At 67.4% G+C, this 20,758-nt stretch carries 19 protein-coding genes; 12 read left to right on the top strand and 7 right to left on the bottom strand.

Translation table 11 applies throughout. The features are described 5' to 3' along the window. Window positions 1-12 precede the first annotated feature (12 nt). From QGN30_RS25120 to QGN30_RS25110, 3 genes are read left to right on the top strand one after another with little or no spacing between them, the layout of a single operon-like run. The gene (locus QGN30_RS25120; protein WP_009951963.1) at window positions 13-762 is read left to right on the top strand and encodes an SDR family oxidoreductase; all 750 of its coding nucleotides are present in this window, start codon (window positions 13-15) and stop codon (window positions 760-762) included. Window positions 763-806: 44 nt separating this feature from the next. Then, a complete protein-coding gene (locus QGN30_RS25115; protein ID WP_014379074.1) occupies window positions 807-1,664 on the top strand; it encodes an NAD(P)-dependent oxidoreductase in 858 nt (285 codons plus the stop codon). Beyond that, a complete protein-coding gene (locus QGN30_RS25110; RefSeq protein WP_009951960.1) occupies window positions 1,664-2,092 on the top strand; it encodes a carboxymuconolactone decarboxylase family protein in 429 nt (142 codons plus the stop codon). The genes QGN30_RS25115 and QGN30_RS25110 overlap by 1 nt, the downstream gene beginning before the upstream one ends. A gap of 10 nt (window positions 2,093-2,102) precedes the next feature. Here QGN30_RS25110 and QGN30_RS25105 read toward each other — a convergent pair whose 3' ends face one another. Further along, window positions 2,103-3,197 (bottom strand): aldo/keto reductase, encoded by a 1,095-nt coding sequence (locus QGN30_RS25105; RefSeq protein WP_014379075.1) that lies wholly within the window; start codon window positions 3,195-3,197, stop codon window positions 2,103-2,105. Between the two features lie 49 nt (window positions 3,198-3,246). Between QGN30_RS25105 and QGN30_RS25100 the strand changes: the two genes are divergently transcribed. Next, entirely contained in the window at window positions 3,247-3,675 is a 429-nt protein-coding gene (locus tag QGN30_RS25100; protein WP_225331791.1) for a MarR family winged helix-turn-helix transcriptional regulator, read from the top strand. 50 nt (window positions 3,676-3,725) lie between these two features. After that, a complete protein-coding gene (gene purD, locus QGN30_RS25095) occupies window positions 3,726-4,994 on the top strand; it encodes a phosphoribosylamine--glycine ligase (protein ID WP_014379077.1) in 1,269 nt (422 codons plus the stop codon). A gap of 6 nt (window positions 4,995-5,000) precedes the next feature. Here the strand turns inward: purD and QGN30_RS25090 are convergent, their stop codons facing one another. Together QGN30_RS25090 and QGN30_RS25085 are read right to left on the bottom strand one after the other, a co-directional pair. Continuing rightward, on the bottom strand, window positions 5,001-6,584 hold the full coding sequence (locus QGN30_RS25090) for a gamma-glutamyltransferase family protein (protein ID WP_014379078.1): 1,584 nt from the start codon (window positions 6,582-6,584) through the stop codon (window positions 5,001-5,003). An 82-nt stretch (window positions 6,585-6,666) separates the two neighbouring features. Further along, entirely contained in the window at window positions 6,667-7,578 is a 912-nt protein-coding gene (locus QGN30_RS25085; RefSeq protein ID WP_248923367.1) for an alpha/beta hydrolase-fold protein, read from the bottom strand. A gap of 73 nt (window positions 7,579-7,651) precedes the next feature. Between QGN30_RS25085 and QGN30_RS25080 the strand changes: the two genes are divergently transcribed. Then, a complete protein-coding gene (locus tag QGN30_RS25080; RefSeq protein ID WP_008263833.1) occupies window positions 7,652-8,269 on the top strand; it encodes a TetR/AcrR family transcriptional regulator in 618 nt (205 codons plus the stop codon). On the opposite strand, the gene QGN30_RS25075 is transcribed toward QGN30_RS25080, so the two are convergent. Continuing rightward, window positions 8,248-8,997 (bottom strand): DUF429 domain-containing protein, encoded by a 750-nt coding sequence (locus QGN30_RS25075; protein WP_029383875.1) that lies wholly within the window; start codon window positions 8,995-8,997, stop codon window positions 8,248-8,250. The two genes, QGN30_RS25080 and QGN30_RS25075, sit on opposite strands and share 22 nt — an antisense overlap. Before the next feature lie 153 nt (window positions 8,998-9,150). Between QGN30_RS25075 and purB the strand changes: the two genes are divergently transcribed. From purB to QGN30_RS25060, 3 genes are read left to right on the top strand one after another with little or no spacing between them, the layout of a single operon-like run. Then, complete coding sequence (gene purB / locus QGN30_RS25070; RefSeq protein ID WP_014941249.1) at window positions 9,151-10,569, top strand: adenylosuccinate lyase; 1,419 nt, start codon at window positions 9,151-9,153, stop codon at window positions 10,567-10,569. After that, window positions 10,566-11,813, top strand: coding sequence for a cytochrome P450 (locus tag QGN30_RS25065; protein ID WP_014379082.1), 1,248 nt, complete (start codon window positions 10,566-10,568; stop codon window positions 11,811-11,813). The genes purB and QGN30_RS25065 overlap by 4 nt, the downstream gene beginning before the upstream one ends. Then, entirely contained in the window at window positions 11,810-12,832 is a 1,023-nt protein-coding gene (locus QGN30_RS25060; protein WP_008263842.1) for a tellurite resistance/C4-dicarboxylate transporter family protein, read from the top strand. Before QGN30_RS25065 ends, QGN30_RS25060 begins: the two co-directional genes overlap by 4 nt. Here the strand turns inward: QGN30_RS25060 and QGN30_RS25055 are convergent. Then, window positions 12,797-13,417: a hypothetical protein gene (locus QGN30_RS25055; RefSeq protein ID WP_009951947.1), complete on the bottom strand. Its 621-nt coding sequence runs from the start codon at window positions 13,415-13,417 to the stop codon at window positions 12,797-12,799. The two genes, QGN30_RS25060 and QGN30_RS25055, sit on opposite strands and share 36 nt — an antisense overlap. 51 nt (window positions 13,418-13,468) lie before the next feature. On the opposite strand from QGN30_RS25055, the gene QGN30_RS25050 reads away from it, so the two are divergent. Both QGN30_RS25050 and QGN30_RS25045 read left to right on the top strand, forming a co-directional pair. Beyond that, window positions 13,469-14,359 carry a phosphoribosylaminoimidazolesuccinocarboxamide synthase gene (locus tag QGN30_RS25050; protein WP_009951945.1) on the top strand — a complete coding sequence of 297 codons (891 nt, stop codon included), beginning with the start codon at window positions 13,469-13,471 and terminating at the stop codon, window positions 14,357-14,359. Next, on the top strand, window positions 14,356-16,494 hold the full coding sequence (locus QGN30_RS25045; RefSeq protein WP_009951944.1) for a S9 family peptidase: 2,139 nt from the start codon (window positions 14,356-14,358) through the stop codon (window positions 16,492-16,494). Before QGN30_RS25050 ends, QGN30_RS25045 begins: the two co-directional genes overlap by 4 nt. Before the next feature lie 24 nt (window positions 16,495-16,518). Here the strand turns inward: QGN30_RS25045 and QGN30_RS25040 are convergent, their stop codons facing one another. Then, complete coding sequence (locus QGN30_RS25040) at window positions 16,519-18,129, bottom strand: DHA2 family efflux MFS transporter permease subunit (protein WP_009951943.1); 1,611 nt, start codon at window positions 18,127-18,129, stop codon at window positions 16,519-16,521. A 144-nt stretch (window positions 18,130-18,273) separates the two neighbouring features. Continuing rightward, entirely contained in the window at window positions 18,274-19,893 is a 1,620-nt protein-coding gene (locus QGN30_RS25035) for a DHA2 family efflux MFS transporter permease subunit (protein ID WP_248923368.1), read from the bottom strand. 159 nt (window positions 19,894-20,052) lie between these two features. On the opposite strand from QGN30_RS25035, the gene QGN30_RS25030 reads away from it, so the two are divergent. Then, entirely contained in the window at window positions 20,053-20,757 is a 705-nt protein-coding gene (locus QGN30_RS25030; protein WP_008263856.1) for a DUF2334 domain-containing protein, read from the top strand. Window position 20,758 lies beyond the last annotated feature (1 nt).

The following is a 20,758-nucleotide window of genomic DNA, read 5'->3' as shown; positions in this document are numbered from 1 at the left end:
AGCCTCAAGAGCATGCGATTCGAGAACAAGGTCGGCATCGTCACCGGGTCCGGGGGCGGCATCGGGCAGGCCTACGCCGAGGCCCTGGCGCGCGAGGGTGCCGCGGTGGTGGTCGCCGACATCAACGCCGAGGCGGCCGAGTCGGTCGCCAAGCAGATCGTGGCCGACGGCGGAACCGCGATCAGCGTTCCGGTCGACGTGTCCGATCCGGCGTCGGCCAAGGCGATGGCCGACCGCACGCTGGCCGAATTCGGCGGCATCGACTACCTGGTCAACAACGCCGCCATCTTCGGGGGCATGAAGTTGGACTTCTTGCTCACCATCGACCCGGAGTACTACAAGAAGTTCATGAGCGTGAACCTCGACGGGGCGTTGTGGTGCACGCGTGCGGTGTACAAGAAGATGGCCAAGCGCGGCGGTGGGGCGATCGTCAACCAGTCGTCCACCGCTGCCTGGCTGTACTCGAACTACTACGGCCTGGCCAAGGTCGGCCTCAACGGCCTGACGCAGCAACTGTCCCGCGAGCTGGGCGGCCAGAAGATCCGGATCAACGCGATCGCGCCCGGCCCCATCGACACCGAGGCCAACCGGACCACCACCCCTCAAGAGATCGTCGCCGACATCGTCAAGGGCCTGCCGCTGTCGCGAATGGGCACGCCGGCGGACCTGGTCGGCATGTGCCTGTTCCTGCTGTCCGACGAGGCGTCGTGGATCACCGGGCAGATCTTCAATGTCGACGGCGGACAGATAATCCGGTCATAGCCGCCGGCGACGATGCAGAGCGAAGCGATGAGGAGGAGTGGCGCATGACTGAAGCGCTCAAGCTGGGCTATATCGGGCTGGGCAATATGGGCGCTCCGATGGCCACGAAGATGACCGAATGGCCGGGCGGGGTAACGGTTTTCGACATTCGGACCGATGCGATGACCCCACTGGCCGAAAAGGGCGCCCGCCTGGCCGACAGCGTCGCCGACGTCGCGGCCGCCGACATCATCCACATCACCGTGCTCAACGACGCCCAGGTTCGCGAGGTGGTCGGCGAGCTGGCCGCGCACGCCGAGCCCGGGACGGTCATCGCCATCCACTCGACGATCAGCGACACCACGGCCGTCGACCTGGCCCGCGATCTCAAAGAGCGGGGCATCCACATCGTCGACGCCCCGGTCAGCGGCGGCGCGGCCGCCGCCGCGAAGGGTGAGCTCGCCACCATGGTGGGCGCCGACCGCGAGGTGTACGAGCGGATCAAGCCGGCGTTCAAACACTGGGCGGCCGTGGTCATCCACGCCGGTGAGCCGGGTGCGGGTACCCGAATGAAGTTGGCCCGCAACATGTTGACGTTCACCTCGTATGCCGCCGCGTGCGAGGCCATGAAACTCGCCGAGGCGGCCGGGCTGGATCTGCAGGCGCTCGGACGGGTGGTGCGTCATACCGACGCTCTCACCGGTGGCCCTGGGGCGATCATGGTGCGTGAGGACATGAAAGACCTCGAGCCGGACAACTTCCTGTACCAGCCGTTCCTGCACACCCGGGGGCTGGGGGAGAAGGATCTGAGCCTGGCATTGGCCCTCGGCGAGTCGGTGTCGGTCGATCTACCGCTCGCGCAGTTGGCCTACGAGCGATTGGCCGCCGGCCTCGGGGTGCCACACACGAAGAAAGAGGCGTAATGGACGAGCTGCGCAGCAAGGGTCTCGCGAAGATGAACGAGGTCTACGGCTGGGAGATGCCCAACGTCGAAGGCGACGCGTACTTCGACCTGACCGTCGATCACCTGTTCGGCAGCATCTGGACGCGGCCGGGATTGTCGATGCGCGACAAGCGCATCATGACGCTGACGGCCGTGACCGCGATCGGGAACCGCGACCTGGCCGAGATCCAGATCAACGCCGCGCTCCTCAACGGCGAACTCTCCGAGACCGAACTGAAGGAGATGGCCGTCTTCCTCACCCACTACCTCGGCTTCCCGCTGGGTTCGGCCCTCAATGGCGCGGTCGACGCCGTGGTGGCCAAGCGCAAGAAGGCGGCGGCGAAGGGGGGCGGCGAGGACAAGAAGGCCAACGTGGATGCCGCGCTGAAGATGCACTCGGGCGAGTGATCGGTCAATCTCAGTACGGCTGAACGCCTTCGGGCATCACGTATTCGGAGATCGGCGCGGAGACCCCGTTGATCGTCGTTCCGCCGTTGATGATGCCCGGCGCCAGCTCCAGCATGTTGTGCGGGAAACCGAGCCTCGGTTTGGTCAACGCGTCCAGCCGAGCCAGCTCGTTGGCGCCCAGGTTCACGTCGGCGGCCCGGACGTTGTCCTCGAGCTGGGAGAGCCGCCGCGCGCCGATGATGACGGACGAGACGGCACGCTGCGCGCGGACCCAGGCCAGCGCCACGCTGGCGACATTCGTCTCGTGCGCTCTCGCGATGACCTCGAGTTCATCGATGACGGCGTAGGTCTTCTCGTTGAGAAAGGCATCCACCATGGCGCCGCGGTCGGCGTCGTGCCGGCCGCTGTTGGCGCGGGTGTACTTGCCGCTGAGTACGCCGCCCTTCAACGGCGACCACGGCGTGATGCCGAGGCCGAATTCGGACGCCATCGGCACGAGTTCCTGTTCGATGGTGCGCTCCAGCAGCGAGTACTCGACCTGCAGCCCGATGAACGCCGACCAGCCGCGGAAGCGCGCGAGGAGGTTGGCTTCGGCGATCTTCCACGCCGGGGTGTCCGAAACCCCGATGTAGCGCACCTTGCCGGCACGCACGAGGTCGTCGAGTGCCGCCATGGTCTCCTCGATCGGGGTGTTGGCGTCCCAGATGTGCAGCCAGTACAAATCGATGTAGTCGGTTTGCAAGCGACGCAACGAATTTTCGCAGGCGCTGATCAGTGATTTGCGGCCCGAGCCGCCGCCGTTGGGATCACCCGGATACAGGTTGCCGCTGAACTTGGTGGCGATCGTCAACCGATCGCGGCGGGCGGGGTGGCGCCCGACGTGGTCACCGATGATCTTCTCGGAATGGCTTCGGGTGTAGAAGTTGGCGGTGTCGATGAAATTGCCGCCGAGTTCGATGTAGCGGTCGATGATCTGTTGTGACTCCTCGACACTGCTGCCCCAGCCGAGGTCTTCGCCAAAGGTCATCGCGCCCAGGCAAAGGGGGCTGACGCGCAAACCGGAGCGTCCGAGTGTCACGTATTGATCCAGCGGCATGTTGCCCACTTCCTGGTAGATTGTTCGACCATGAGGTTGTTCATAACAAAACTAGTTTATGTCTGAACGATCTGGCAAGTCGTCTGCAGTGGATGCGGCCAAGATCTGGTCGCTGAACTATCGGGTGCTGCTGTCGGTCATCTCGTGCGCCGAGGCGGACATCTGCGCGCTGGGCCTCGAATCCAAGGAGCTTTTCCTGCTCGCCGAGATCGACGAGCATCCCTATCCGGCCGAGCTGGCCGCGACCCTGAGCATGCCCAAGGCGACGGTGACGCTCTACCTGAAACGGCTCGAGGCCGCGGGGTTCGTGCGCCGCGAGATCGACCCGTCCGATTTGCGCCGGCACCGGCTGCAGCTCACGACGACCGGGCGCCGGGCCGCCAGGGACGGCCTGAAGCTGCTTTCCGACGAGTTCGACAAGCGCCTCGGGCGGCTCACCGTCGCCCAGCGCAACGACCTCAGGAGCCTGCTCGAGAAAATCCTCTGAGCGTGGGGACTGTGGGCGTGAGCAGGTTGGCCCGGCTAGTCTGACGTGTCGTGCGCGTCCTGGTGATCGGTTCCGGTGCCCGTGAGCATGCGCTGCTGCTGGCGCTGCGCAAAGACCCGCAGGTCACGGGGCTGGCCATCGCCCCGGGCAACGCCGGCACCGCCCGGCTGGCCGAGCAGCACGACGTCGACGTCACCTCGGCGGAGGATGTCGTCGCCCTGGCGCGAGCGGTGCGCGCCGACCTGGTGGTCATCGGTCCCGAGGTGCCGCTGGTCCTCGGGGTGGCCGACGCGCTGCGGTCGGCCGGCATCGTCTGCTTCGGCCCCGGCAAGGACGCCGCCCGCATCGAAGGCTCCAAGGCGTTCGCCAAAGAGGTCATGGCCTCGGCCGGCGTGCGCACCGCGGCCACCGAAATCGTCGACAGCCCCGCACTTTTGGACGCCGCCCTGGACCGCTTTGGTCCGCCGGCCGGCGATGCGGCGTGGGTGGTGAAGGACGACCGCCTCGCCGCCGGCAAGGGAGTGGTGGTGACCGCGGATCGCGGTGCGGCGCGAGCGCACGCCGCCGGGCTGCTCGAAGCCGGCCACCCGGTGCTGCTGGAGTCGTATCTGGACGGTCCCGAGGTGTCGCTGTTCTGCGTCGTCGACGGCGCGACCGTGGTGCCGCTGCTGCCGGCGCAGGACTTCAAGCGCGTCGGCGACGGCGACAGCGGACCCAACACCGGCGGCATGGGCGCCTACGCGCCGGTCCCGTGGCTTCCCGACGAGGTCTATCGCGACATCGTCGGCAACATCGTCGAACCCGTTGCGGCCGAGATGGTTGCGCGTGGCTGCCCGTTCAGCGGATTGCTGTATGCCGGGCTCGCGATCACCGCAAACGGGCCCGCGGTGGTTGAATTCAACTGCCGCTTCGGCGATCCCGAGACCCAAGCGGTGCTGGCACTGCTGGAATCGCCACTCGGCCAGCTCCTGTACGCGGCGGGCAGCGGCACGTTGACGGAGTTCGGCGAGCTGCGCTGGCACGACGGTGCCGCGGTGACGGTGGTGCTCGCGGCGGAGAACTATCCCGGGCGTCCTCGGGTGGGCGACGTCATCGTCGGCTCCGAGGCCGACGGGGTGCTGCACGCCGGAACCGCGCGACGCGAGGACGGCGAAATCGTCTCCTCGGGTGGCCGCGTGCTGTCGGTGGTGGGAACCGGCGCCGACCTCTCGGCAGCGCGAGATCACGCGTATGACGTCCTACGTTCGATTCGACTGCCGGGCAGTCATTTCCGCAACGACATCGCCCAGCTGGCGGCCGAAGGCCAGATCCGCGTCTAAAAGGCGTTAGAAGGCGACCGCCTGTCCGTCGCGGCGCGGATCGCTGGCAGCGAAATAGCCGCCGTCGAGCCGCCAGATCGCCTGGCAGCTGCCGAATTGGTTGTAGTCGTCGACGGCGACCAGGTCGTGCCCGCGCCGGCGCAATTCGTCGAGCGTCGCAGCGGGGAAACCCTTTTCGCAGCTGACCTGCGTCCCCTCCACCCACCGGAACCGCGGGCCGTCACACGCCGCCTGCGGGTTCTGCCCGTGGTCGGCGATGCGCACCATCACCTGCACATGTCCCTGCGGCTGCATCATTCCGCCCATCACCCCGAAGCTCATCACCGGGGCCCCATCCTTGGTCACGAAGGCCGGAATGATGGTGTGGAAGGGGCGCTTGTTCGGGCCCACGACGTTCGGATGGCCTTTCGTCGCAAGGAAATTCGCGCCCCGGTTTTGCAGCGAGATGCCGGTGCCGGGCACCACCACGCCGGAACCGAATCCCATGTAGTTCGACTGGATCATCGACACCATCATCCCCGCGGCGTCGGCCGCGGTCAGGTAGACGGTTCCGCCCGTCGGGGCGCCCGCGGAGGCCGGCTTCGCCCTCGCGCGGTCGATCAGCGCGGCGCGCTGCGCCAGGTAGTCCGTGTCCAACAGGTGTTCGGGCCGCAGCGGCATGTGCTCGATGTCGGCGACATACGCCTGGACGTCGGCGAACGCGAGCTTCACCGCTTCGATCTGCAGGTGCACGCTGTCGGCGGAATCCGGTGGCAGCGACGCCATGTCGAAGCGCTCCAGGATGCCCAGGGCGATCAGCGCGACGATCCCCTGCCCGTTGGGCGGAATCTCGTGCACGGTGTATCCGCGGTAGCCGCCGTCGACAGTGCCCACCCAGTCGGCGCGGTGCGCCGCGAGGTCGCTACCCCGCATGACACCGCCGTGGGCCGACGCGTGCGCCTCGAGTTTGGCGGCCAGCACCCCGCGGTAGAACGCCTCGCCGCGGCTGGCGGCGATCGCCTCGAGTGTGGCCGCGTGATCGGGCAGGCTGAATCGCTCGCCGGGTTTCGGCGCCCGCCCGCCCGGCAGAAACGCCTCGGCGAAACCCGGCTGCCTCTCGAAGAGCGGCACCTGGGCCGCCCACTGCTCGGCCACCGTCGGCGAAACCAGAAAGCCGTTGCGGCCGTAGGAGATCGCGGGCTCGAAGAGCCGCTCGAACGGCAGCTTGCCAAACTTGGAGTGCAGTTCGGTCCACGCCGACACCGCGCCCGGCACGGTCACCGAATTCCACCCGAAGAGGGGAACGGCTTCTCCGCCAAAGTATTCCGGAGTCCAGCCCGCCGGGGAGCGGCCCGATGCGTTCAGCCCGTGCAATTGCTTGCCATCCCACACGATGGCAAAGGCGTCCGAGCCGATGCCGTTGGAAACCGGCTCCACGATCGTCAGCGTGATGGCGGTGGCTATGGCCGCGTCGACCGCGCTGCCGCCCTCGGCGAGCATCCGCAGGCCAGCCTGGGCGGCGAGCGGTTGCGATGTGCACACAACATTTTCCGCCACGACGGGCTTGCGGGGCCAGGCGTAGGGGAGGTTCCAGTCGAACGGTGCGCTCATCTCCGCGAGCGTAACGCCATGGCGATTTCGGACGCGATGCTTCGCCGTGGCGTTACGCCCGCGGGGCGGCGGCGCAGACCCCTCACGCCGTCAGCAGCGGTGCCATCCAGGTCAGCTCGGCGGGCAACTGCGAGCTCCAGAATCCCCCGTCGTGCCCACCGGGTGAGAAGCCACCGGCCGGCGGATTGCGCAGTTGCGCGATGAACTGCTTTGTCGCGCTGTAAAACGGATCGCTGTCGCCGCAATCGATCCGAATGGGGATCGAGGCCAGGGCGGGCATGCCGAACACCGAGTTCGCGGCGAAGTCGTCGGGGCCGTCGAAAGCGCCGGGTGCGGCCGCGCCTGACGACATCCACAGTGCGGGGCTCACCGCGCAGATCGCCGCGGTGCGGCCCGGTCCCAACCGACCGCCCAGCAGCAATGCGCCGTAGCCGCCCATCGACCAGCCCAGGAACGCCACCCGTGAGGTGTCCAGATTCTGGTTGCCCAGCATCGGGATGAGCTCGTCGAGCACCATGGCGCCGCTGTCCTCGCCGGAAGACCGTTTGTGCCAATAGCTGCCGCCGCCGTCGACGGCGACCACCGCGAACGGCGGTAGTCCGGCGTCGACGGCCTGCGCCAGACCGTGTTCGACGCCGCCCGCCATCACGGTGGACGCGTCACTGCCCTTGCCGTGCAGCGCGATCACGGGTCGCAGCGGCTTCGTCTGGCCCGGCGGACGCGCGATGGCCCAATTCGTGTTCACGCCGCCACGCGCGGCGGAGACGAAGGAACCGGTCACCATGGTGGGCGCGGCCGCCGCCGGGGGAGCCGGATCGCTAGGCGGGCTCGGCGCCAAAGGCACCTGGGTGCCGGCCGTCGACACCGGCGTGGCATGAGATGTGCGTGGCTGTAACAGGATGTCGAGTCCGTACGCGCCGACGGCGCCGAGGGCCGCACCGGCGCCGAGACCGAGCACGGCGCGGCGGCTCAAGTCGGGCATGCGGGCCATCATGCCATGTTCGTTCGGCGGGCCGTTTGGCCGAAATGGCAATGCAGTACCACTTTGGCTGGCACGATGGCTACTCGTGACTGCAGCGGTTACTCCGAAAGGAGAACGTCGACGGTACGCGCTCATCAGCGCCGCCGCCGAGCTGCTCGCCGAGGGCGGGTTCGAAGCGGTGCGCCATCGGGCGGTCGCCGGGCGGGCCGGATTGCCGTTGGCGTCGACCACCTATTACTTCTCCTCCCTCGACGATCTGATCGCACGCGCGGTCGAGCACATCGCGATGATCGAGGTGGCGCAGCTTCGCTCGCGGGTCACCGCGTTGTCCCGGCGGCGCCGCGGGCCGGAGACCATCGCCGAGGTGCTGGCGGACCTGCTCGTCGGGGACGTGTCCGGCCCGGGACTCACCGAGCAGCTGATCTCGCGCTACGAGCGACACATCGCGTGCACTCGCCTGCCCGCGTTGCAGGAAACCATGCGACGCAGCCTGCGTCAGCGCGCCGAGGCCGTTGCGGAGGCCATCGAGCGCTCGGGCCGCTCCGTGCATATCGAACTGGTGTGCACGCTGATCTGCGCGGTCGACGGGTGTGTGGTGTCGGCCCTGGTCGAGGGCCGGGATCCGCGCGCGGCGGCGCAGGGCGCGGTGGTCGATCTCATCGAGGTGCTCGCCCCCATCGATCAGCGCCCCGTGCAGATCTGACCCGGCAGCGACGGCGTCACGATGCATCCGCTGTCAACGTCGCCGTAGATCGTCATCCCGGCCGGGCGGCGCTGCGCGTACAACGCCACGTAGGCACAGACGACCGCGTCGACCGGATCCTCGGCGCGGCGCAGCTCGCATTTGCGGTGCGCGGCGGCCACCGCCGCCCGCAACGCGACCCAGCCCTCGTGCGCGGCGACGCGCAGCGGGATCGGGGCCTGCGCGAGCCGTTCGAGCCCGTCCATCAGTACCAGAAGCTCGGACTTGAGCCGGTCGACGCTACGGCCCGGCTTGGCCTTGTACTTCAGGGTTCGCTCCAACCCGAACAGCGCGACTGTCGCCGCATGCGGGTAGACCTCGACGGCGCGACGGCCGACCGGTGACCGAGGATCCAGGTCGAGGCCGAGCGCCGCGGCCAGGCGTCCGCCGCGCGGGCCGTTGGCGAATTCGGGCTTTCCGGTGTTGCAGGGGTGGGTGCCGGCCTCGAACCGGCGGAAGTCGCGGTTGAGCGCGGTCTCGGCCGGACGCTGGCCGGTCGGGTTGTTCACCACCAGAGGCGCGTCGAAGGCGACGACGCAATCGCCCCACACGTAGGGCCGCAACGCGGCCAGGATCTCGTCGTCGTCGCGGGCCGCGCCCACGCTCACCAAATCGCCGTCGGAGTCGACGACGGCGACGCCGGTCGGGTTGCGACCCGCCCAGGCGAGGTCGACACCGGCGAAGTACATCCGCACAGGGTATGACCGCGACGCAACGAGGGTATGGCGGCATCGAATGTAACGCCACGGTGATTTTCGGCCCGATTTTTCGCCGCCACGTTACGCCCGGTGATGAGAAGACCCGGGCGCGACGACCGTAAGCTGTGTGTTCGTGAGGACCAAGTGAGCATTCCGAATGTGCTGGCCACCCGGTACGCCAGCGCCGAGATGGTCGCGATCTGGTCGCCGGAGGCCAAGATCGTCGCGGAGCGGCGGCTGTGGCTCGCGGTGCTGCGCGCGCAGGCCGAGCTGGGCGTCGCGGTGCCCCCCGACGCGATCGCCGACTACGAGCGGGTGCTCGAGGACGTCGACCTGTCGTCGATCGCGGACCGTGAACGCGTCCTGCGCCACGACGTCAAGGCCCGCATCGAGGAATTCAACGCGCTGGCCGGTCACGAGCATGTGCACAAAGGCATGACCAGCCGCGACCTGACCGAGAACGTGGAGCAGCTGCAGATCCGGCGGTCGCTGGAGCTCGTCTTCGCGCACGGGGTTGCGGTCGCGGCGCGGCTCGCCGAGCGGGCCGTCGCCTATCGCGACCTGGTGATGGCCGGACGCAGCCACAATGTCGCCGCCCAGGCCACCACGCTCGGCAAGCGATTCGCGTCGGCGGCCCAGGAGACGCTGATCGCGTTGACCAGGCTGCGCGAGTTGATCGACCGTTATCCGCTGCGTGGCATCAAGGGACCGATGGGCACGTCGCAGGACATGCTCGACCTGCTGGACGGCGACGCGGCCAAGCTCGCCGAACTCGAGCGGCGCATCGCCCAATTCTTGGGTTTCGCAACGGTTTTGACCAGCGTCGGGCAGGTGTATCCGAGGTCGCTGGACCATGACGTGATTTCGGCGCTGGTGCAGCTGGGCGCGGGAGCGTCGTCGATGGCGCACACCATTCGGCTGATGGCCGGCCACGAGCTGGTCACCGAGGGGTTCGCGCCGGGCCAGGTCGGCTCGTCGGCGATGCCGCACAAGATGAACACCCGCAGCTGCGAACGGGTCAACGGCCTGCAGGTGGTGTTGCGCGGGTACGCGTCGATGGCCGCCGAGCTGGCGGGTGCGCAGTGGAACGAGGGCGACGTCTTCTGCTCCGTGGTGCGCCGAGTGGCATTGCCGGACAGCTTTTTTGCCATCGACGGGCAGATCGAGACCTTCCTGACGGTGCTCGACGAGTTCGGCGCCTATCCGGCGGTGATCGCTCGCGAGCTGGACCGCTACCTGCCCTTCCTGGCCACCACCAAGGTGTTGATCGCCGCGGTGCGTGCCGGCATGGGCCGCGAGGCCGCGCATCACGTGATCCGCGAACACGCGGTCGCGACGGCGCTGGCCATGCGGGAACGCGGGGCCGAGCCCGATCTGCTGGATCGGCTGGCCGCCGACGACCGGCTGCCGTTGGACCGGGCGGCCCTGGACGCCGCGCTGGCGGACAAGAAGGCGTTCACGGGCGCGGCCGGTGACCAGGTGGACGAGGTGGCGGCCCTGGTGGACGCGCTGGTGAGCCGCTACCCGGACGCCGCCAAGTACGCCCCGGGTGCGATCCTGTGACCCTGGCCGGCGCACTCGCGGAGATCGATTTCACCGATCTCGACAACTTCGCCGACGGGTTCCCGCACGACCTGTTCGCCATCCATCGCCGCGAGGCGCCGGTGTACTGGCACCCACCGACCGACAACACCCCGGACAACGAGGGCTTCTGGTCGGTCGCCACCTACGCGGAAACGCTTGAGGTTCTCAAGGATCCGGTGACGTACTCGTCGGTCACCGGGGGCGAACGGCCCTACGGCGGCACGCTGTTACAGGACCTGGCGATCGCCGGGCAGGTGCTCAACATGATGGACGACCCCCGGCATTCGCAAATCCGGCGACTGGTCAGTTCCGGGCTGACGCCGCGGATGATCCGTTTAGTGGAAGACGATCTGCGGACCAGGGCGCGCCGGCTGCTCGACGCCGTGGTGCCGGGCGAGCCGTTCGACTTCCTGGTCGACATCGCCGCCGAGCTACCGATGCAGATGATCTGCATCCTGCTGGGAGTCCCTGAATCCGAACGGCATTGGCTGTTCGACGCGATCGAGCCGCAGTTCGATTTCGGCGGTTCGCGCAAAGCGTCGCTCTCGCAGCTGTCGGTGGAAGAGGCCGGGTCGCGCATGTACGACTACGGCCGGCAATTGATCGCGTCCAAGCGTGAGAACCCGACCGATGACATGTTGTCGGTCGTGGCGAACGCGATGCTCGACGATTCGGATGCGTCGGCCCTTTCCGACCTCGAGCTGTACCTGTTCTTCAGCCTGCTGTTCAGCGCCGGCGCGGAGACCACCCGCAACGCGGTCGCGGGCGGGCTGCTGGCGCTGGCCAACCATCCGTCGCAATTACGTTCCCTGCGTGAGGATCTCGGTGCGCTGCCCACCGCCGTGGAGGAGATGGTGCGGTGGACCTCACCCTCGCCGTCGAAGCGGCGCACCGCCACCCGCGACGTCACGCTGGGCGGCCGGCCGATCGAGGCCGGACAGAAAATACAGATCTGGGAGGGTTCGGCGAATCGCGACGCCAGCGTGTTCGACCACGCCGACACATTCGATATCGCCCGGAAACCCAACCCGCACCTGGGATTCGGTCAGGGCGTGCACTACTGCCTGGGCGCCAACCTGGCCCGGCTGGAACTGCGGGTGCTGTTCGAGGAGTTGCTCTCCCGGTTCGGTGCCGTGCAGGTGGTCCGGCCGGTCGAATGGGCCCGCAGCAACCGGCATACCGGCATCCGGCACCTCGTCGTGGAGCTACGCGAAGACCAGTGACGATCCGGTTCGCCGATATCGAGCCCTCACCCGATGTGTTCGCTGCGGTGATGGCGACCGGCATCTTGTCGATCGGTGCGAAAAATCACGGGTACCGGTTGATCAGCGACACGATGGGTGTCATCGCCACTTTGGGTCTGGTCCTCCTGGTTGCCCTCGTCGTCGCGAAGGGTTGCGCCACCGGACACAAGCTGCGCTGGGATCTGACCGATCCCGACGTCACGCTGCGGATGATCACCTTCGTCGCCGCCTGCGCGGTGATCGACACGCGCCTGTCGTCGAATGTGTGGGTGGCGCGGGTGCTCGGTGCCGTCGGGCTGGCGTCGTGGCTGGTGCTGATCCTGCTCAGCGCGCGAAACATGTTGGCGCACCGCTGGTCCGCGCTGCGCGACCGCGCCCACGGCGCCTGGCAGCTGGGCAGCGTCGGAACATCGGGTTTGGCGATCGTGATCGCCCGGGCGGCCCGTCACACCGGTCATCACTGGTGGCTCGCGGTGGCCGTGGCCGCGTGGGTGGCGGCGCTGTGCATCTACGGCCTGATGACCTGGCTGACCCTGTGGCGCGTGGTCAACGAACGACAGGACCGCGACGGCTTCGAACCGGACACCTGGATCCTGATGGGCGGCATGGCGATTGCGACGCTGGCCGGCGATAACATCCACGCCGTGGCCCCCGCCTGGCTGGCCGGCCCGGTGCGCGTGGTCACCATCGTGACCTGGGTGACGGCCACCCTGTGGATACCGCCGCTGATCTACTTCGCGCTGCACCGCATTCGGCGGTATCCGAACATGCTGCGGTTTGCCGGCGTGTGGTGGGCGTTCGTGTTCCCGCTGGGCATGTATTCGGCGGCCAGCTTCGCCATGGCGATCGAGATCGGTCAGCGATCGCTGCTCACCGTCTCGCTGGTGTTCTTCTGGGACGCGTTGGCGGCCTGGTTGATTGTGGTCGCCGCGGGGCTGCTCCTGTTGTCGCGGGCGCTGCTGCTAAGCCCCGCGGATCGCGATACCCGCCGAGCGTAATTCAAGCGCGGCCAGGGCCCCGATGGTGACCGGGTCCTCACGGCGCCACCCGCCGACCGGGTCCGCGCTGACCGCGATCAACTTGCGTGGTGGGCGGTTGGTCAACGCGCGCAGCGCGAGCAACTGCGCACCGGCCGGGGTTGCGGCCAACGCGGTCACCGTCAGCTTGCGCCGAAAGAAGCGAACCCGCAGAAACAACCACGGGATCACCGCGACGAGGATCGGGAGCGCGACGACCGCCATCGCCAGCAGCACCGCGAGCCAGCTCGCCGCGGTGTCCAGGTCGTGGCCCGCACCCGCGATGTCCAGCGCGGCCTGGCTGGCGGAGTTGAGCGGCTTGCTGACCGTGTCGCCCACCACCGGGATGTGCTGGGCGCCGTGGCCGGCGGACGCGAGGTTGCCGGCGATGCCGTCCGCGCCGCTCTCGACCTGGCGGCCCGCGTCGGCGATGGTCGCGATGGCGTCGTAAACCGCCAGGGCGACGAGGAGCCACAGCGCCGTCCACACGACGACGGCGAAGTCGCTGAACAGCTGGGCGGCCAGCCGGCCGGGCCTGGTGGAGTAGGGCAGAAACCGCGGTGTCATAGCCCGATCCCAGCACAAGCCGCGTCGTCAGGTGCCCGATAGGCTGACCGGATGCCCGCACTGTCCGACTACCAGCATCTGGCCAGCGGCAAGGTCCGTGAGCTGTATCGCGTCGACGACGAACACCTCCTATTGGTCGCCACCGACCGCATCTCGGCGTACGACTTCGTCCTGGACAGCACTATCCCGGACAAGGGCCGCATCCTGACGGCGATGAGCGTCTTCTTCTTCGGTCTCGTGGACGCCCCCAATCATTTGGCCGGGCCGCCGGATGACCCGCGCATCCCCGACGAGGTGCTGGGCCGGGCCCTGGTGGTGCGGCGGCTGGACATGCTTCCGGTCGAATGCGTGGCGCGCGGTTACCTGACCGGCTCGGGGCTCCTGGACTACCAGGCGACCGGCAAGGTCTGCGGCATCACCTTGCCTCCGGGACTGGTCGAAGCCAGCCGGTTCGCCGAACCGCTGTTCACCCCGGCGACCAAGGCCGCGTTGGGGGACCACGACGAGAACGTCTCGTTCGCCCGCGTGATCGAGATGGTGGGCGGGGTGCGCGCCAACCAACTGCGCGACCGCACGTTGCAGATCTACGTTCAGGCCGCCGACCATGCGCTGAGGAAAGGAATCATCATCGCGGACACCAAGTTCGAGTTCGGCACCGACCGCGACGGCAACCTGCTACTGGCCGACGAGATCTTCACCCCGGATTCGTCACGGTACTGGCCGGCCGACGAGTACCAGGTCGGCGTGGTCCAGAACAGTTTCGACAAACAGTTCGTCCGCAACTGGCTCACCAGCCCCGACTCCGGGTGGGACCGCCACGGCACGCTACCCCCGCCGCCGCTCCCGGACGACATCATCGAGGCGACCCGTGGCCGCTATATCGAGGCCTACGAACGCATTTCCGGCCTGAGCTTCGGCGACTGGATCGGCCCCGCCGCATGAGCGAGTCGCACCTTGCCGGTCCCGTGCCACCCGTCGCCAAGCGGGTGGACAGCCGGCGCGAGCACCACGGTGACGTCTTCATCGACCCCTATGAGTGGCTGCGCGAGAAGACGAACCCCGACGTGATCGCCTACCTCGAGGCGGAAAACAGCTACGTCGACCAGATGACCGCCCACCTCGAACCGTTGCGGCAACAGATCTTCGACGAGATCAAGGCGCGTACCAAGGAAACCGACCTGTCGGTACCGACGCGGCAGGGCCAGTGGTGGTACTACGCCCGCACGTTCGAAGGCAAGCAGTATCGCGTCCAGTGCCGTTGCCCGGTAAGTGATCCCGACGACTGGAACCCGCCGACCCTGGACGAGAACACCGACATTCCCGGCGAACAAATCTTGCTCGATTCGAACGTCGAAGCCGAGGGTCACGAATTTTTCTCCCTGGGCGCCGCAACCGTCAGCCTCGACGGAAACCTGCTGGCGTACTCCGTCGACACCCTCGGCGATGAACGCTATACGTTGCGGTTCAAGGATTTACGCACCGGCGAGCTGTATCCGGACGAGATCGCCGACATCGGCGCGGGTGCGACCTGGGCCGCGGACAACCGCACCGTGTACTACCTCACCCTGGACGCGGCCCATCGCCCCGACAAGGTGTGGCGGTATCGGGTGGGCTCCGGTGCGGAATCGGAGCTGGTGTACCACGAAGCCGACGAGAAGTTTTGGCTCGGCGTGGGACTCACCAGAAGTGAGGCCTACGTCTTCATCGCCTCCGGTTCCTCGATCACCTCCGAATTCCGCTACGCCGACGCCACCGATCCGCAGGCGCAGTTCACCGTCGTGCTGCCGCGCCGCGAAGGCGTCGAGTATTCGGTCGAACATGCGGTGGTGGGCGGGCAGGACCGGTTCTTGATCCTGCATAACGACGACGCGGTCAACTTCACGCTGACCGAGGCGCCGGTCAGCGATCCCACCCAGCAGCGCACGCTGATCCCGCACCGCGACGATGTCCGACTCGACGGGGTGGACGCCTTCGCCGGCCATCTCGTGGTCAGCTACCGGCGTGAGGCGCTGCCGCGGCTCGCGCTGTGGCGCGTCAACTCCGACGGCACATACGCGGAGCCCGAAGAGGTTTCGTTCGATTCCGAACTGATGTCGGCCGGCCTGGCCGGCAACCCGAATTGGGGCGCGCCCAAGCTGCGGATCCGGGCGGGGTCTCTGGTCATTCCGGCACGGGTCTACGACATCGACTTCGTCACCGGCGAACGCACCCTGCTGCGCGAGCAACCCGTACTCGGCGATTATCGCCCGGACGATTACGTCGAACGGCGCGACTGGGCGGTCGCCGAGGACGGCGCCCGGATCCCGGTCTCGGTCGTGCACCGCTCAGGAATCGAATTCCCAGCGCCCGCGCTGGTTTACGGCTACGGAGCCTACGAGATCTGCACCGATCCGAGTTTCTCCATCGCCCGGTTGTCGCTGTTGGATCGGGGAATGGTGTTCGCGATCGCCCACGTCCGCGGCGGCGGCGAGATGGGCCGGCTGTGGTATGAGCACGGCAAGCTCTTGGAGAAGAAGAACACCTTCACCGACTTCGTCGCGGTGGCAAGGCATTTGGTGGATTCCGGAGTAACCCGCCCGCGCCGGCTGGTGGCGTTGGGGGGCAGTGCCGGCGGACTGTTGATGGGGGCGGTGGCCAACCTGGCGCCGGAACTCTTTGCCGGAATCCTCGCGCAGGTACCGTTCGTCGACCCGCTGACCACCATTTTGGATCCCTCCTTGCCGCTGACCGTCACCGAGTGGGACGAATGGGGAAACCCGTTGGCGGACAAGGACGTCTACTCCTACATGAAGTCCTATTCCCCGTATGAGAACGTCGAGGCAAAGCCGTATCCGGCGATCCTGGCGATGACCTCGCTCAACGACACGCGGGTCTACTACGTGGAACCCGCAAAATGGGTCGCGGCCCTGCGACACCTCAACGCGAACGGCAGCCCGGTCCTGCTGAAGACCCAGATGAATGCCGGGCATGGCGGCGTCAGCGGTCGCTACAAGGGTTGGGAGGAAACCGCGTTCCAGTATGCGTGGCTGCTGGCCACCGCCGACGGCGACCGTTATGGCGGCGGCCGGGACGGCTAGCTCGAGGATCAGCCGAGCCGGGCGCTAGTCGTCGCCGACGGGCGGGGTCGCCAGCCTCCTGGGCAGGAAGGATGCCGGGACGACGGTGAACGCCACCAGCACGACCGCCAGCACGAACACCGTCGTATAGGCGTGCGCCAGGTGGTGCGACACGTGGCTGGCCAGATCGGGCGTCATCGTCTGCCCGGGAAGGGCCGACGGGTCAATGCTTCGCTTGCCGGCGGGCGGGCGCACCCCGGCCATCTCGTTCGCCGCCATCAGGGCTTCGTTGCGATTGAACTGATTGGTCAGGATCACCGCCATGAGCGCGGCCCCGATCGACCCGCCCACTTGCTGATTCACGCTGATCAACGTCGTCCCGCGGGCCACCTGACGCGGGGTAAGCGCCTGCATGAGCGCCGCGGAAAGCGGCGTGGTGGTCAAGCCGGCACCCAGGCCCATGATCGCGAGCCCGGACACCAAGACCGGCGAGTATTCGGCCTGCGTGGCGACGCCGTAGGTGAACACGCCCAGACCCGCTGCCATCAGGGGCAGGCCGATCAGCACGATGTTGCCGGGACCGTGCTTGTCCATGAAGGCCCCGCCGATCGGCATCGTCAATACGGCCCCGATTCCGATCGGCAGCATGTGCAGCCCGGACTGCATCGGCGTCTCGTGGCTGACGATCTGGAAGTAGCTCGGGATCAGCAGCCCTACGCCGACTGAGGCGGCCCCGAACACCAGCATCGTCACGTTGACCTCCGTGACCACGGGGTTGCGGAACAGCCGCAGGTCGATCAGGGGGTGATCGGTGCGATGCCACGCATGCACGATGAACGCGCCGATCAATGCCAGGCCGAGCAGCGCCGGCCCCAGCACGTAAGGGTCGGTGATCGTGTGCCGACCCGGAATGGAGCACACCCCGCACAGGAAGATCGCCACCCCGGGGGAGAGCAACAGCGCGCCGGTGATGTCGAGGGCCTCCGAGGGGGCCGAGCGATCCTTCGCGAACATGATCGCGGCCAGCGCGAACGCGGTCAGCCCGATCGGCAGGTTGATCAGGAAGATCCACTTCCAGCCATACGCACCGATCAGCCAACCCCCCAGGATGGGCCCGCCGATGGGGCCGAGGAGGATCGGGATTCCCCCCACCGCCATGAGGCGGCCGACCCGTTTGGGCCCGGCCTCACGCGTCAAGATGACGAAGCTGAGCGGCAGCAGCATGCCGCCGCCCACCCCTTGCACCACCCGGAACAAAATCAGCAGCAAGATGTTCGGTGCCACCGCGCACAGCAGCGACCCCAGCGTGAAGATCAGGACCGAACCCATGAAAAGCCGCTTGGTCCCGAACCGATCCGCCGCCCATCCGGTGATCGGGATCACGGTCGCAAACGCGAGCATGTAGCCGGCGATGGTCCACGAGACGACCGCCTGAGTGGACCCGAACTGATCGATGAAGGTGCGTTGCGCGACGGCGACGACGGTGCTGTCCAGGACGGCCATGATGCAGGCCAGGCCACAGACTCCGGCGATCCGGAACAGTGCTGCGTCGAGCTTGTCCGGGTACTCGTCTGGGTGCCGCGACGGACCCGGCTCGATGGGCAACGGAACGGTGAAAGATGCGGAACGGGTGTTCTCCATGGCGCCGCTGAGCATATCCACCCGGCTAGCCGCGCTGAGGCGTTTTTACTCGTATTCGCCGCTATTACCACGCGTGTAATTCCTGCCGCGCAGAGGCGGCGCGGACGGCAGTTTAAAGCGAAAAAATCGGCTTTTCGCGGGCGACAGGGCGCGAATGCGTCATTCGCCGGCAGTTTCGCTTGCCGGCTTTTTCGGCAAAAAGGACGCCGGAATGATCGTGCAAACCACCAGCACGACGGCAATCACGAATACCGCGGTATACGCGTGGGAAAGATCATGCACCACATTCCCCCAAAAGCCCGGGACAAGGGCCTGCCGGGGGATTGCGGATTGGTCCACCGGCACCCCGTCGACGGTCGCACGCTGATGCAGGACAGCAACCTTGTTTGCCGCGACGATATTTTGGCTCCGATTGAACTGATTGGTCAGGATCATCGACATCAGCGCGGTCCCCATCGAGCCGCCCACCTGGTGGTTGACGCTCATCAAGGTGGTTCCCCGGGCGATTTGATGCGGTGCCAGCGCCTGCACGGCCGCGACCGACAACGGCATCATCGTGCAGCCCATGCCCAGGCCCGTGACCGCCAGCGCCACCAGCAGCACAGGTAGATAGTGCGCCTGCTTGGCCACCCCGAACGCGAAGGCCCCCAGCCCGGCCGTGATCAGCACAATCCCGACCAGCACGATTTTGCCCGGCCCTTGCCTGTCCACCAGCGGCCCGGTCAGCCGCATGGTCAGCATGGCGCCGAGCCCCTGCGGGATCAGGTGCACGCCCGCCTGCATCGGCGTTTGGTGCAGCACCTGCTGGAAGTAGCTGGGAAGCAGCAGGCCGGCGCCGAAAAAGGCGGTCGCGAAGACCAGCATCGTCACATTGGCGTGGGTCAGCACCGGATTGCGGAAGAGCCGCAGATCGATCAACGGATGATCCGCCCGGTGCCAGGCGTGCGCGACGAACCCCGCGATCAATGCCAGTCCGATCGTCGCCGGGATCACCACATGGCGGTCGGCCACGGTGCCGCGGCCCGGGACGGACGACACCGCGAACAGGAACATGGCCAGGCCGGGGGAGAGCAGCAGCACGCCGACGGCGTCGAACGTTTCCGACCGGACCGGATGGTCGCGGGGGAACACGATCGCCGCGAGAACAATGGTGAGCAGTCCGATCGGCACGTTGATCAGGAAGATCCATCGCCAGCTCGAGGTGTCGATCAGCCAGCCGCCCAGGATCGGGCCGCCGATCGGGGCGAGCAGCATCGGGATGCTCAGGATCGACATCAGGCGCCCGAGCCGGGCGGGGCCGGCCTCACGGGTCAAGATCATGAACCCCAACGGCAGCAGCATGCCGCCGCCGACACCCTGAACCACCCGAAAGATGATGAGCTGCAAGATGTTTGCGGCAATCGCGCACAGCAGTGATCCGAGCATGAAGGCCAGCACGGAGCCTATGAAGAGCCGCTTGGTGCCGAACCGGTCGGCGGCCCACCCGGTTATCGGGATCACTGTCGCCAGGGCGAGCGTGTAGCCCGTCATCGTCCAGGCCACGACCGCCTGCGAGGACGCGAACTGATCGATGAAGGTGCGTTGCGCGACGCTGACCACCGTGACATCCAGGATCGCCATGACCGTGGCCAAGATGCACACGCCGGAGATCCGCAACAGCTCGGCGTCCAACTTGTCGGGATACTCCCGTGTGTCGGCGCCCGGCTGCTCCGCGGGGGCATGGGGCAGCGGCGCTCCGGCCGCTGCGTAGGAGGCCTCGTCCATGGCGTTGCTTAGCATATCGAACAGATCGTGTCCGCCGGCGCCGGTGGCCGTTTGCTGGACCGCCCCTGAAATTCCGGTCGCCGAACCCAGTTATCGCTTTTGGGTGAGCGCATATACGCCTGCTGTCTGCGTGTCCTTCACCGTTCCGACACTTGCGGTCGGCAAACTGCTGGTGTGTCTGGAAAATTGATCGTTTCGGTCTCGGGGATCGGGGAACGCACCCTGCCCGACGTCGAGGCGTTCTGCGCACAAATGGATGCCCGTGAGGTACCGGTTTCGCTGCTGGTGGCTCCCCGCCTGTCCGGCGGCTACCGACTCGACAGCGACCCGAAAACCGTTGACTGGCTGACCGCCCGCCGCGCCGGTGGCGACGCGATCGTGTTGCACGGCTACGACGATGCCCTCACCAGGAAGCGCCGCGGTGAGTTCGCGATTTTGCGGGCGCATGAGGCCAATCTGCGCTTGATGGCCGCCGACCGGGTCCTCGAGCACCTCGGTTTACGCACGCGGCTGTTCGCGGCTCCCGGCTGCGTGGTTTCGCCCGGCGTCGTCAAAGCATTGCCGGGCAACGGTTTTCGGATGCTGGCCGATCTGCATGGGATCACCGACCTGGTGCGGCACACCACCGTGCGGGCGCGGGTTCTCGGCATCGGCGAGGGTGTTCTCGCCGAGCCGTGGTGGTGTCGCACGGTCGTGCTGTCCGCCGAGCGGATCGCCCGGCGCGGCGGCATCGTGCGGGTGGCGGTCGCCGCGCGGCACCTCCGCAAACCCGGACCTCTGCAGGCGATGCTGGACGCGGTCGACCTGGCGTTGATGCACGACTGCACACCGACGGTGTATCGCTGGCGTCGTGACAAGGCCTTGCTCGACGCCGCCTGAC

The organism is Mycobacterium sp. 3-98, assembly GCF_035918355.1.
Taxonomy (GTDB): Bacteria; Actinomycetota; Actinomycetes; order Mycobacteriales; family Mycobacteriaceae; genus Mycobacterium; species Mycobacterium intracellulare.
Note: the sequence above shows the minus strand (reverse complement) of the source record. Positions and strands in the feature narration are given on the sequence as shown.